Source organism: Methanocalculus taiwanensis, assembly GCF_024372745.1.
Lineage (GTDB): Archaea > Halobacteriota > Methanomicrobia > Methanomicrobiales > Methanocorpusculaceae > Methanocalculus > Methanocalculus taiwanensis.
Genome location: NZ_VOTZ01000014.1, coordinates 12,560 through 26,603, shown reverse-complemented (window position 1 = coordinate 26,603; position 14,044 = coordinate 12,560). Strand labels below are relative to the sequence as shown.

The 14,044-nt window shown below is 50.8% G+C and carries 7 protein-coding genes; 5 read left to right on the top strand and 2 right to left on the bottom strand.

Features of this window, described 5'->3' with window-relative positions; all coding sequences use genetic code 11:
- Positions 1 to 52 precede the first annotated feature (52 nt).
- The 5 genes from FTO68_RS07415 to FTO68_RS07395 all read left to right on the top strand — a co-directional run bounded on the left by FTO68_RS07415 (position 53) and on the right by FTO68_RS07395 (position 10,656).
- Complete coding sequence (locus FTO68_RS07415) at positions 53 to 1,084, top strand: AI-2E family transporter (RefSeq protein ID WP_255332753.1); 1,032 nt, start codon at positions 53 to 55, stop codon at positions 1,082 to 1,084.
- Between the two features lie 36 nt (positions 1,085 to 1,120).
- Positions 1,121 to 2,284 (top strand): FAD-dependent oxidoreductase, encoded by a 1,164-nt coding sequence (locus FTO68_RS07410; RefSeq protein WP_255332752.1) that lies wholly within the window; start codon positions 1,121 to 1,123, stop codon positions 2,282 to 2,284.
- Between the two features lie 51 nt (positions 2,285 to 2,335).
- Entirely contained in the window at positions 2,336 to 3,082 is a 747-nt protein-coding gene (locus tag FTO68_RS07405; protein WP_255332751.1) for a PAS domain-containing protein, read from the top strand.
- A 159-nt stretch (positions 3,083 to 3,241) separates the two neighbouring features.
- Positions 3,242 to 4,594 (top strand): PAS domain S-box protein, encoded by a 1,353-nt coding sequence (locus FTO68_RS07400; RefSeq protein WP_255332750.1) that lies wholly within the window; start codon positions 3,242 to 3,244, stop codon positions 4,592 to 4,594.
- 41 nt (positions 4,595 to 4,635) lie between these two features.
- Positions 4,636 to 10,656, top strand: a complete 6,021-nt coding sequence (locus FTO68_RS07395; RefSeq protein WP_255332749.1) for a PAS domain S-box protein — start codon at positions 4,636 to 4,638, stop codon at positions 10,654 to 10,656.
- Here the strand turns inward: FTO68_RS07395 and FTO68_RS07390 are convergent.
- Both FTO68_RS07390 and FTO68_RS07385 read right to left on the bottom strand, forming a co-directional pair.
- Positions 10,653 to 12,104 carry an ATP-binding response regulator gene (locus FTO68_RS07390; protein ID WP_255332748.1) on the bottom strand — a complete coding sequence of 484 codons (1,452 nt, stop codon included), beginning with the start codon at positions 12,102 to 12,104 and terminating at the stop codon, positions 10,653 to 10,655. The two genes, FTO68_RS07395 and FTO68_RS07390, sit on opposite strands and share 4 nt — an antisense overlap.
- On the bottom strand, positions 12,101 to 14,008 hold the full coding sequence (locus tag FTO68_RS07385; RefSeq protein ID WP_255332747.1) for a PAS domain S-box protein: 1,908 nt from the start codon (positions 14,006 to 14,008) through the stop codon (positions 12,101 to 12,103). The genes FTO68_RS07390 and FTO68_RS07385 overlap by 4 nt, the downstream gene beginning before the upstream one ends.
- Positions 14,009 to 14,044 lie beyond the last annotated feature (36 nt).

The window sequence follows — 14,044 nt, the reverse complement described above, 5'->3', positions numbered from 1 at the left end:
ATTCCCCTTTTTTTGGCAAGTTTCTTATAATTTCTGATCATCTTCATGTGTTATGACATTGAGGTGGAAGTCGGCTGATCGCGTCGCTCTTGGGATTGTTGCCCTGATCGCACTCATTACATTTATTGCATTTTTCCCGCTCATGAAGGTGATCGTCCTTGCACTCTCCCTGGCTGTTGTCCTGATTCCGTTTCAGGAACAGCTCTCTCTGCGGATATCACCGGCTCTTTCGGCCTTTCTCATAACGCTTGCAGTTGTAACGGTTGGTTTCCTTGCCGTGGTTATCACTTTCAATGTGCTGTACCAGAACATGGATTACCTGATCTCCATTGTATCAAGCATCCTGGATGGGCTGAAGCCAGAGGCGATATCCGATCTTCCCGCCCCATTATCGGCTCTTGGCCTTGAGGAGATGATTGATAACCTCCTCCTATCGGTAAAAAATGCTCTCTTTATGTATATCTCCACAATTCCGACGCTGGCAGTCCAGCTCATGCTCTTTATCCTCTCTCTCTCAATCTTCATCTATTCTGGTCCATTTTTAAAATCAGATTTCCATGCCATGATCCCTGATAGATCACGAAAGAATGTGATGGTGATCTGGAAGCGGGTGTATGATACTCTCTATTCAATCTATATCGTCCACTTTTCAATTGCCATTCTTACATTCTTCCTTGCAATACCATTCTTCTGGATACTCGGGTATGATCATGTTCTCTTCTATTCGGTTCTCTGTGCACTGTTTGCCCTGATACCGTTCCTCGGGCCGGTGGTCGTCCTGGCATTCCTTGCTCTCTATGCCCTTTCGATTGGGGATTTCCGGGCGGTGCTTCTGATAATCATCATCGGGTATCCTCTTCTTGGAGCCCTCACAGATCTCTATCTCAGGCCGGTGATGATGGGAAAAAGGGTGGAGATCCACCCTGTTGTCATCTTCATCGGGTTCTTCGGCGGAATGGCGGTGATGGGAATCGTCGGGTTCATACTTGGTCCGCTCCTCCTCTCTCTTATAATCGGCGGATACCAGATTGCTGTTCTGGAACTTGGAGGGGTGCCTGCACCTCTCAGTGAGGCTGATTCATAGCAAAGAATAATGTGGTATCCGCGTCTATCGGAATCCATGAGCGAGATCATCGTCTATTCGACGGAACGCTGTCCGTACTGTGCCATGGTAAAGGCATACCTGGGCAAAAAAGGGATTGGGTTTACCTCCATCGATGTTGGGAACCCGGAGAATATCGAAGAGGCAAAGGAGATGATCCGGATCTCAGGCCAGCGTGGGGTTCCAGTCACGGTCATCGATGGCGAGGTGATCGTTGGCTTTGATACCGCTGCCTTCAATGAGATCTTCGGAGCAGAGGAAGGCGGCGGTCTCTATGACCTGATCATCATCGGTGCCGGACCTGCCGGTCTGACAGCTGCTGTCTATGCGGCACGTAAGATGTTGAAGGCCCTCGTTGTCTCGGAGAATATCGGGGGGCAGTCGAATGAGAGCTGGGCGATAGAGAACTATATGGGGTACCTGATGATCACCGGCAGCGATCTGATGGCGAAGTTCGAGGAGCAGGTCAGATCCCAGAGTATTGACCTGGAACTTGACAGGATCTCCGCCCTTCACAAACGTGAAGATGGAATATTTGTCCTTTCCACCGAATCAGGAATCGAATACAATGCACAAAGCATCATTATCGCTTCAGGGAAACATTCCCGGATGCTTGGTGTTGAAGGGGAGAGTAAATATCTGGGTAAGGGGCTCTCAATCTGCTCCACCTGTGATGGTCCGCTTTATAGGGGAAAAGCGGTTGCGATCGTTGGTGGCGGGAATTCGGCTGTCCAGACTGCTCTTGAGATCGCAAAGATTGCATCAGAGGTTCATCTTATCGTCCGGAGCAGTATCAGAGCGGATGAAGTGTTTACAGCTCAGCTGGATGGGCTGTCGAACCTGACGATTCACACGGGCTATGAGGTTACCCGGATCGGGGGAGATAAATTTGTCCGCTCGATCACAATTGGGAACAGATCAACTGGTGAAGAGGAGCGTATCATGGTTGAGGGTATCTTCATTGAGATTGGGCTCATCCCAAATACCGGGTTCCTGAATGGATTCCTTGAGATGAATGAGCTCGGTGAAATCATCGTCGATTCTGACTGCCATACCAGCATGGAGGGGGTCTATGCAGCCGGCGATGTCACCTCAATCAAAGGAAAACAGATTATTATTGCGGCAGGAGAGGGTGCAAAAGCAGCGCTTGAAGCCCATGATTATCTGATGAAACAGAGCTGATGGGTTTTGATCACCGATGATTATTTAGTATGATGCGTTGGTATCCATAGTATGGGATCAGGTGAAGACAACCGGGTGTCTGGCGAGGTCAAAGCCGATACGGTGTACCTCGATGGCAATGGCGTGATACTCCGGGCCGGGACACTCTTTTCCCGCATGGTGGCAGAGAGCGGGGAAGATCTCAAAGGCATTCTCCTGATGGAATACATTGCAGACACGGATCTAAATCGATGCAGGAGTGCCATCGAGTCTGCATTTCTCGGAACGCCAAAGGATATCAGCTGTACGTTGATACGTCCTGATGGTATCGTCCATACAGTCAGGTGGCTCTTCCGGCAGGTGGCTGGCGGGGTCGAAGGTACTATCCTCCTCTTTGAGGCACAAGGGAAGGCAGCACCTGAGTTTGAAGGACAAAGGTACCGGGCCTTAATCAGGGCGGTTCCGGGGTATGTCTTTATTCTTGATTTGGATGGGAGATTCAAAGAGCTTCATGCACCCGAAACCGGGGAGCTGCTCTTTCCTCCTGAGGTTGCGGTTGGGAAGAATGTCCGGGATCTCTTCTCTCCACAGATTGCTGAAGCGACGATGGTGGCAATTGCCGGTGCCTGTCGCGGCGAGGTGGCCACATTCACCTATGTCCTCACCATCGATGGTAATGAACGTTATTTTGAGGCATATGCTGCTGCATCGGGTACTGATGAAGTGGTTGTCTATGCAATTGATCGAACGGCAGATCGGGAGACAGAAGAGCATCTCAGGAAGCATATCCGTAAAAGCCAGGGGAAGGATGCTGAATAGTCTGTGATGTATACCCGGTTGATATATATTGGTGTATTGTTAATACCTCATACTTTCCGGTGGGTTGTATGATGGCTCTGGTACGTTCTTCTTCTGCATGGAAGCTGCCATCGTGGAGATCGCTCAGCCAACTGGTCGTTTTGTCCAGAGGAGGTTCGTGTGACTGATACTCCGGGATGGGTGCTTCCCTCCCTTCTGGTGAGTTCATCTCTCTGCGCGCTCATCAGCTACCTCGCTTTTGCATCCGGCGTCTTCATCATCGTCCAGAATCTCTATTATATTCCGATCATCATCGCCTGTATCTACTATGGCTGGCGGGGATTGTTTTTCTCTATATTCCTTGCAATATCCTATCTAGCCCTCATTGCTTCATTTACTCCCGATCCGCTCCTCCTCCAGGAAGCGATGATCCGGGTGATCTTCTTCTCGATTGTTGCGGGAGTCATAACTGCGCTCTCTCAATTCAGGGAAAAAACCGGGCAACAACTGCGCGAGAGCGAAGATCGGTACAGGAACGTAGTTGAAGATCAGACCGAGTTCATCTGCCGTTTCCTCCCGGATGGAACAACCGTCTTTGTGAATGAGGCATACTGCCGGTACTTCGGCCTTGTTCGTGATCAGATCCTCGGAAAACGGTTTAAACCACTGATACATCCCGATGACCGTGAGATGGTGGGTTTGGCTTTTGCCTCTCTTACGCAGGAGAATCCCGCGATCATGATTAACCAGCGGATCATCATGCCTGATGGTTCGATCCGCTGGCAGCGGTGGAGTGACCGGGCAATCTTCGATTCTGACGGTACGATCATTGAGTGGCAGTCAGTTGGCCGGGATATCACTGAACAGAAGGATGCAGAGGATGCACTGAGAGCAAGCGAGATTTTTAACCGGACGCTGATAGAGCATCTTCCGGACTATGTCATCCTCTATGATCGGGATGGCCGGATACAGTACTGTAATCCTTCAATTACAGATGCCCTTGGATACTCTCTGGATGAGATGATTGGCATGTCTATCATCTCATTTGTTCCGGAGGAGTGTCGCAGTCTCGCACAGCAAATGCTTACTGAACGGAGTGAGGGAAGGAAAGTTCATCCTTATGAAATGAGGATTCGGAATAAGAAGGGCAGGTTGATGACGGTGCTTGTCCAGGGATCAGCGATGCAGTATGGGGATTCCTGCTCCATCCTCATTGTCATGACGGATATAACCGAGCGGAAACTAACAGAAGAGCTCCAAAAAGAGGCATATGGGCAGATTGAGGAGAATATGTACCGCTTATCGATCTTAAATGATCAGGTTCGAAATCCACTGTCGGTGATAACAGGTCTTGTCGATCTGGAGCCTGGAGAGAATGCGGAAAAGATTCTTGAACAGGTCAAAGAGATCAACCGGATCATCACCCTCCTTGATCTTGGGGTGCTTGAGTCAGAGTCGATCCGGGCATTCATGAGAAAACACGATCAGCTCTCTGAACCTGATCTCCAATCGTCTGAATACTCTGAAACCTAACTCTCAGGAGTATTCACCCATATCTTTATGTAACCCGGAGAGTGTATCATTCATCTGGACTGATACCGGTGGATGAGAGAAGCTGGGAGCCACGGATTCATGCAAAGGCAAGAAAGGGTGATCGGGATGGATCTCCATCGATCGATCATCATGTTTCATTGATCCCGGCAATCCGGCGGGTGACCGATATCAAGCCCGGAGATCATCTTTGTTTGATCTATACTTCTGATGAGGAGCACCGAAAGGTCATCACTGCATATCTAAGGCACGGTCTCACAACAAACCAAAAGGTCATCTATATTGTGGATGAGAGGACAAATGAGCAGATCCTTAGATACCTCAGGGATGACGGGCTTGATCCCAAACCCTATCTTGAAAGCGGACAGCTTGAGATCCTGGACGCTCAGGAGAGCTACCTGAAAGGGGGAACCTTCGATCCCGAAGCGATGATCCGGTTATTATCCGCGTTAACCGATGCCGCATTAGCAGAAGGATACTCTGCACTCAGGGTAACCGGGGAGATGACCTGGGCACTCCGAGATCTCCCCGGTACAGATCGGTTGATTGAGTACGAGAACCTTCTTAATACCTTCTTACCTGAGAACAGCTGCATCGGGATATGCCAGTACGATCGCCGTAGATTCCCCCCCGATGCTCTTGTTGACGTCATCCTGACACACCCCTTTATGATCATCGGAGGAGAGGTATTCCATAATGCGTATTCGATCGAACCGCATAGATTTGGAGATATCGATCGCAAATCCCACTTTCTTGATCAATGGATTCACAATCTCCAGATAAACCGCCGTCTCCTTACTTCTCTTGAGCACGAGAGGCAGGTCGCCGAGACGTACCTTGATATTGCCGGGGTAATGATGGTCGCCCTCGATCCACAGGGAACGATACTGCTGGCAAACCAGAAGACGGCGGAGGTTCTTGGTATCCCTGAAGAAGACCTGATCGGCAGGAACTGGTTTGCAACTGCCATTCCTGATCGGATGCGTGATGAGGTGCGGAATGTCCACTCCATGATTATCAGGGGAGAGGCCCCTGATCTTGAGTATTTTGATAATCCGGTGATCACAAGCTCGGGTGTTGAGCGGATCATCGCCTGGCATAATGTCCTTCTCAGAAATGAAGATGGCAACGTTGCCGGAAGCCTCAGTTCAGGCGAGGATGTGACCGAACTCCGGAACGCTGAGGCTGAAAAGGCGAAAGAGCATGATGATCTCCTTGAGAGCGAGCACCGTCTCTCTGATATCATCAACTTCCTGCCGGATGCCACCTTTGCGATAGATGAAAATGGGGTGGTGATCGCCTGGAACCATGCGATCGAGGAGATGACCGGTGTCTCTGCAGAGGAGATGATCGGGCAGGGCGAGTATGCATATGCGATCCCGTTCTATGGTGAGCGGCGGTCGATGCTGATCGATCTCGCCTTCAAAGACGACCTTGAGTTGAGATCCCGGTATGATCTCCTGAAGGAGATGCCGGGTGCAATCGAAGCGGAGACACGGTATGCACGTCCGAGAGGAGAGGGGCGTACACTCTGGACACGGGTCTCTCCACTGTATAACCGAAAAGGTGAGTATACTGGTGCGATCGAGACGATCCGGGATATTACTGGACGCAAAAACCGCGAAGAGGCACTGGAAAGAAGCGAACACCTCCAGAAGCTAATCCTTGCCGCTGTGCCTGATATACTGATCCGGTGCACTGCCGAGGGCCGGTATCTTGACATCCTGACACCTGACGATGACCGGCTTGTGCTCCCAAGAGATGAAGTGATTGGAAAGACGGTCGCCGAGGTGACGTCTGAAGAGATCGGTGGGAGGATTGTTTCAGCAATCGCTCTTACCCTTGAAACGGGGGATTTGCAGACGATCGAATACGCTCTCTCTGTTCCGGCAGGATACCGGTATTTTGAGGCACGTATCTCTCCATATGCAACAGATGAGGTAATCGCACTCATCAGGGATATCACGGATCGGAAGGAGGCAGAGGACGCGCTCCGTGAGCGGATCAAGGAGCTCTCCTGCCTGTATCGGATATCAGCTGCAATGGAGCACTTCAACCTCTCGGAAACAGAGGTACTCCGAAAAATCCTTGAGATAATCCCGGAGGGTTTCCAGCTCCCTGAGAAGACTCATGTCCGGATCACAATCAATGATTCCATCTATAAGGACCCCGGCTTTGTATTGACAAACTGCTCTCTTGTCCGTGAGATCCCAATTCACCAGCAGGCTGGTGGTACAATCACCGTCTGCTTTGATGATGAATATTCTCCCCTTACAGAAGAATCGGCCATGCTCAGGATCATTGCAGAGCAGATCGGCCGTTATATCGAGCGGATCAGGAACAACGCACTCCTTGAAAAGAATAATCTGGAGCTTGCAGAAGAACGGAGCCGTCTGCTGAATATCATTGAGGGAACACAGGCCGGTACCTGGGAATGGAATGTCGAGACCGGTGAGACAGTCTTCAATGAAGAATGGGCGAGAATGCTTGGGTATACGCTTGATGAGCTCTCTCCAGTCAGTATCGCAACCTGGCAGGATCTGGCAGAACCCGGTGATCTGGAGTCTGCAGGAACACTCCTCCAGAAGCACTTTGCAGGCGATCTCCCCTACTATGAATGCGAGATGCGGATGAGGCATAAGGATGGCGGATGGATCTGGATCCAGGATCGGGGGCGTGTTATCTCCCGGGCTGATGATGGCCGTCCGCTGATGATGTTTGGCATTCATCTTGACATCACAGACCGGAAAATTGCAGAGGAAGAGCTCCGCCAGAGGAATGAAGAACTCGCAACCGCCGAAGAGGAGCTCCGATCCCAGCTTGATGAGCTGGTTGCAACCCAGCAGCAGCTCAGGGAGAGCGAAGAGTACATCAGAACGGTACTTGACAATCTCCCGATTGGAGTTGCTGTGAATTCGGTTGATCCCGAAGTAAACTTTGAGTACTTCAATGAGAACTTCTTTCGGATCTACCGGACAACGGCAGAGTCCCTTAAAAGCCCGGATGCCTTCTGGGATGTCGTCTATGAAGATCCGGTATTTAGGAGTGAGCTGAGAGAGCGGGTTCTTGCAGATGTTTTAAGTGGTGACCCGGAACGGATGCACTGGGAGGATATCCCGATTACCCGGGAAGGGGAGAAGACGACCTATATTAGTGCGAGAAATATTCCGGTTCCGGGGAAAGATCTGTGGATCTCAACAGTCTGGGATGTGACGGGCAGGGTGGAGGCGGAAAGGGAGATTCAACACCGTCTGGCATTTGAGAGTGTGATCTCCGGTATTTCCTCGCGTTTTGTGACTGAGTCTGATATCGATATCGCAATCAACAAAGCACTCGGTGATATCGGTGAATACTGTGGAGCATCCCGCTCATATGTTTTTCTGATTGCTCCTTCTGGAGAAGAGATGAGCAATACGCATGAATGGTGTGCTGATGGTGTTCCCCCGACGATTGAGACGCTCCAGAAGAATCCGACCAATCTCTTCCCCTGGTGGATGGAGCGCCTGAGAAATGGTGAGAGCATCAGAATCCAGTCACTTGATGATCTCCCTCCTGAAGCGGCAGCTGAAAGGCAGATTTTGGAGCCGCAGGGAGTAACGTCATTGATCGTCCTGCCTCTTCTCATTCGATCCGGTTTAGCCGGTTTTATCGGGTTTGACAATGTTGGAGAAACGAGAGACTGGACTGATGAAGATTTTCATCTTCTGAGTATCACCTCCGAACTGTTCGGAACTGCATTTGAACAGAAGCAGGCAGAAGATAGGATTCTGCTCCATATCAGGCGGACCGAGGCGCTCCTTGACCTCCACAGGATAGCCGGTTCTACAGAGCAGGAACTGATGGACTATGCCCTTGATGCCAGTCTTCTGATGACCAAAAGCCAGTATGCCTTCATCGGACTCATGAATGATGATGAGTCGGTGATGACTGTCCATGCATGGTCAGATGATGCGATGAAGGAGTGCACTGTTGGAGACAAAACGATCCGGTTCCCGATCGAATCTTCGGGTGTCTTTGGTGAGTGTGTCAGGACACGGACTCCTACTATCATCAATGACTATGCTACCCCTCATCCTGCAAAACATGGATTGCCGGAAGGGCATGTCCCGATCACCCGGTACCTGGGTGTTCCTATTCAGCACGGCTCCCGGATCGTTGCTGTACTTGCGGTTGCCAATAAAGAGGATGAGTACCAGGACGATGACGTTTCTGCACTGGCGACACTTGGGAATCTGATGGGGGAGCTGATCTTCCGTCAACGTACAGAAGCTTCTCTTAAGGAGAGTGAGGAGCGCTATCGCTTCATCTCCACCATCATCACGGATTTCGCCTATTCATGCCAAAAGGAAGATGGCGGCATGTACCAGATAGACTGGATGGCAGGTGCGACATGGCAGATCACCGGGTATGGAATTGACGAGGTGATTGCAGAGGGGTGCTGGGGCTTCATGATCCATCCTGATGACTGGCAGATCTTTGAAGAGAATGTCCTTCTCCTCCCGGTGGGCGAGTCTTCGGAATGTGATCTCAGGATCATCAGAAAGGATGGTAAAATCCGGTGGCTGTCTGCTGAAACCCGGTGTATCCGTGATGAAACCGGCAGGAGCCGTGTCTATGGAGGCTGCCGTGACATCACAGAGGAGAAGACTGCCCGGCTTGAGCTTGAACTGAACCAGGAGCGGCTCGAGCTTGCTATGGAAACAGGCGGGATCGCCTGGTGGGAGATGGACTGTATGACCGGAAATATCGCCATCAGCCCACAGAAGGCAGAGATGCTCGGCTATTCTCCTGATCAGTTCTCTCATTATACCGACTTCACAGCACTCCTCCACCCTGACGATCACGAGAAGGCGATGCAGGCGATGAGGGATCACATGGAGGGACGAAAACAGAGGTATGAGGTTGAGTATCGGATCAAACACAGTGCAGGTGCCTATCTCTGGTTCCGCGATATCGGCTCCGTGACAGAGCGGGGTGAGGGAGGTGCTCCCCTGAAGGTGGTCGGGCTCGTTGTCAATATCACCGTACTCAAAGAGGCGGAAATGGCCCTGCGGGAGAGTGAAAAGCGATTCAGAACCCTCTTTATGGAGTCCCCCGTTTCTATCATTATCCATGACAGGGATACCGGCGAGATCATCGATGCGAATAGAAAAGCTTGTTCCAGTTATGGATTCTCTTCGGTTGAAGAGCTGAAAGCTCATGATTTCTGGTTGGAATCACCATATTCATTCAAAGAGGCGCTGAACTCTATCCGGAAGACGGTATCTGAGGGCCCGCAGGAATTTGAATGGCTCAATCGTACAGTAACCGGTGATCTCTTCTGGGAGTATGTCCGGTTGATCTCAGTGGTCATCAGCGGTGTGGAACGTATCCTTGCAACATCGATTGATATCACCGCCCGAAAACTGGCCGAGGAGGAGCTCAGGAAGAGCGAGGCATTACTCAGTACGGCGGGTCGTATGACACATTTTGGTGGGTGGAGTGTCAATCTCGATGAAAACCGGGTGATCTGGTCTGACGAGGTGGCGCGGATTCACGGGATGGAGCCGGGTTATTCTCCTTCTGTAGATGAGGGGATCAGCTTCTATGCCCCTGAATGGAGGGAGAAGATCACCCGTGTCTTTGGTGATTGTGCCCGTGACGGGACTCCCTATGATGAGGAGATGGAGATCATCACCGCAGGTGGAGAGCGGAGATGGGTGCGTGCCACCGGGGAAGCAACAACGAACGAATACGGCAGGATCATCGGGGTGCATGGAGCGTTCCAGGATATTACGCAGAGAAAAGAGGCTGAGGAGGCATGGAAGAAGGCTTATACCCAGATCGAGGATAATATGGTGAAATTCTCGATTCTGAATGACCAGATCAGAAACCCGCTTGCAATTATTATGGCACTCGCAGACCTCGAAGGAGGGGAGTCTGCGGAGAAGATCATCATGCAGGTGAAGGCAATTGATCGGATTATCACCCTCCTTGATCAGGGGGTTCTTGAATCCGAGCCGGTTCGTAAGTTCATGAGCCGGCATGATCAGCTCTCTGATTAATCCGGCTCTTTTCTCCCCGTGCTCTTCTGGTATGTCCCGTGGGGCAGATGAATTTCAAAACGTGCCCCCTTCTGGAATGTCCCGGTTTCTGTGATGGTACTCCCGTTGATTGCCAGGATCTCCCGGCAGATGTGCAGACCAAAGGAGTTCTCCTTCCCGATCTTCCTCCTGAAAATCTTCTCCTTTTGATCATCAGGGATGCCCGGCCCATCATCCTCCCATGTGATCACGAGATGATCATCCTCTTCCTTGCATGTGATAGTGATGATGCTCCCTTCTCCTGCATACCGGATGGTATTCTCCATCAGGTGAGAGAAGACGTTTCTGATCAGTGGATCGGCAAGCACCCGGTACCTGTCGCATTTCTGGACGATGGGGAGGCGGTGACTATTGATCCCGTTAATGATTGCAGATAGTTCCTGCCAGGTGGGTGGTTCAATTCCAAGCCTGTCAAATGCCCGCGTCAGCTCGATCTGCCTCTCAATGGCAGCTGCCCTCCTCTTCACTTCATGTAAGTATCCTGACTGTTTTGGATCGACACTCAACTTTTCAGCGAAATCGAGGTATCCTTCGAGTGCCATGATCTCGTTCAGGATGTCATGGCGGGTGGTACTTAAGAGGCTCTGGAGTTTCCTCTTTGCCGAATGAACCGCCTCTTCTGCCCTCTTCTCCTCTGTTCGATCGATGATGCATCCTTCAAGACAGCTGATTATGCCATCATCCCCAATGGCGGCTCCACCCCTCTCCTGCACCCACCGAATGCTCCCGTCCCTGTGGAGAATCCGATAGCTGCAGATCCAGGGCTCACCGGAAGACACAGCGTTCTGAACAGTATCAAAAACCGCTGCCCGGTCTTCATGATGAATAAGGCCGTTGTATCCCGGATGCAGTTCGCTGATCAGATCGCCTGCCTGATAGCCGGATAATGAATAAATGCCCGGTGTTATGGCACATAAGCTGCGGCTTTCATCAGGAAGGCACTGGAAGAATGCAGCGGGGATCGTGGAGCCGGGGGCAGAGGATTGAACTGTTCTCTTCCCTTTCTGCTCTTCCTGTTCCTCTCTCCGGGTGAGAACAGACAAGATCGCAATCGAGAGTGCAGCAAACCCGGATTCCGGATTCTTTCCTTTCCGGATGAAGAGAGCCGCTCCACCATTCAGTGCATCGATCAGAAGCTCCTCCCCGCCTTCTGCGGTGAAGAAGATGAAAGGAGTTCTCTCTCCTCCCTCTCTGAGCTGTTGTAAAAAAGAGATCCCATCCATTCCCGGCAGCCGGTATTCCGAGATAATTCCTTCAAATCGCTGTTTGGCAAGGATCTGAAGCGCCACTTCTGCATTTTGAACTGTGGTGAGGTTGATCTCTTCTCTCCCCTCAAAGAAGGATCGTCCGGACTCACAGAATCCAAAATCACCATCAACATAAAGGATGTTCAGTGGCAGGTTCGTCATTTTGTTTCCTCTACAAATCTCCGCCATACTCCCCCCGGCACCCTGATCTCAAACCTCGCCCCCTCGCCATAGATTCCGGTCTCAGTGATGGAGATGCCGGTTATTGAGAGGATCTCGCGTGAGAAGAAGAGCCCTAATCCAGTATTTCTGCCAAAACCCCGTTGAAAGATCTTCTCCTTCTGTTCATCTGGTATGCCTGGTCCGTCATCTTCCCAGGTGATCACCAGCATATCATCATGCTCCTCACACTGCATTGTTATCCCGGTTGCCCCCTTTGCATAGCGGATGGTATTCTCCATCAGGTTTGAAAAGACCTTCTCGATCATCGGATCGGCAAGCACCTGGTATCTGCCACAATTCTGACGGATCGGGATCTGATCTGCCAGAACTCCCTCGATCATCTCCCTGACATTCATCCAGGCCGGTTTTTTAGTGCCCAGATTATCATACATCCTGGTAAACTCGATCTGGCGCTGGATCATATCTGAAGCCCTGTGGATCTTCTCCAGCCTGAGAAGCAGCTCTTGATTGCCTTCTGCCTCTTTTTCAGCAAAGGAGAGGAACCCATTTAAGATCATAATCTGGTTGAGGATGTCGTGGCGGGTGATCCCTGAAAGGAGCTGGAGCTTTTTATTCACAATTACAAGTGCCTCCTCTGCCTTTTTGCGGCTGGTTATGTCAAAAATAAATCCATCAAGATACCTGGTCATGCTATCTGGAGAAAATAAGCGCCCCCGCTCCTGCACCCATCGTATGCCCCCATCCCTGTGGATAATTCGATACTGGATATCCCATTGTTCTCCGGCAGATAGCGATCTGGTAATTGAATCGTGGACATATCTCCTGTCATCGGGATGGATGATACTTTCATATGTCCGGATGGAATTTCTGATGAAGTCGGTGTATGGATACCCGCTGATCTCCTCGATCCGGGTATTCATGTAGATCATCGTCCAGCCTTCATCAGGCAGGCATCGGAAAAGAACACTGGGAACATTTGCAACCAGAGAGCGGTACCGGTTTCTGCTCCGTTCAAGTGCTTCTTCAGCATCCTTTCGCTCGCTGATATCCATGATCTGGACAAGGTAACCCATCGTTCCCTCTTCAGGATCCTGCAACGGAGTGATCAGCACATCAAGCCAGATTGTCCCACTCCGACTGGTTCTATAGAGGTTGTGGGCTTTGACTCTCTCAAAATCAAAAAGAACCTGGTACCGGACGGATTCTCCCGCACGCAGCCTTTTTTTCTCTTCATCTCCGACATTCGGGTCATCAAAGAGAGAAAAATTCAGAACCTCCTCAGCCGTCTCGATCCCAAAGAGTTTCAGGCAGGCGAAGTTCACATGAGCCAGTCTTCCCTCTGCTGTATAGATCTCAATTCCAATCGGAGACTGATCATATATGGCATGATAGCTCTTTTCGCTCTTCCTGAGCTCCTTCTCCACTTTTTTTCGTTCCTGCACCTCTCTGAGAGCCAGATCTCTCAATTTGCGGGCTGAATGGATCTCACGATCCAGTTCGGTGACATCCTCGATGATGATCATCGCATGAAGTGGTTCTCCTTCCCTTCCCGGATGTCCGATAACAGAGGTCTGCTGGATGCGGGGTGTACCGTCATTTGTTGTAAAGGGAAGAAAGAATCTATGGAGCTGGGATGAAAAGATGGCGGGTGGTCCGCCCTCGAGTACCTGTTCGATCCGGATCCGGTATGCTGGCGAGGCGAGGTGAGGAAAAGCCTCCAGAAGGTTTCTATTGATCATCTCTTCTGCAGAAGAACCGCTCCACCCGGCAAGCGTCCTGTTCCAGACAAGAATCCTTTTCTCATGGTCAATGACACAGATGCCGCCCGGCATCGCATCGGAGAACGCATAAAACTCATTGGAGATGGTGCTTTCTTTCCTCATTTAATGCTCCCACCGGCTTCTCCCATTCGGATTTCC

Bases quoted from the DNA above. Each gene is read 5' to 3' on its own strand.
- FTO68_RS07405 (WP_255332751.1), top strand. From the start codon at position 2,336: ATGGGATCAGGTGAAGACAACCGGGTGTCTGGCGAGGTCAAAGCCGAT.
- FTO68_RS07390 (WP_255332748.1), bottom strand. From the start codon at position 12,104: ATGACGAACCTGCCACTGAACATCCTTTATGTTGATGGTGATTTTGGA.
- FTO68_RS07410 (WP_255332752.1), top strand. From the start codon at position 1,121: ATGAGCGAGATCATCGTCTATTCGACGGAACGCTGTCCGTACTGTGCC.
- FTO68_RS07385 (WP_255332747.1), bottom strand. From the start codon at position 14,008: ATGAGGAAAGAAAGCACCATCTCCAATGAGTTTTATGCGTTCTCCGAT.
- FTO68_RS07415 (WP_255332753.1), top strand. From the start codon at position 53: ATGACATTGAGGTGGAAGTCGGCTGATCGCGTCGCTCTTGGGATTGTT.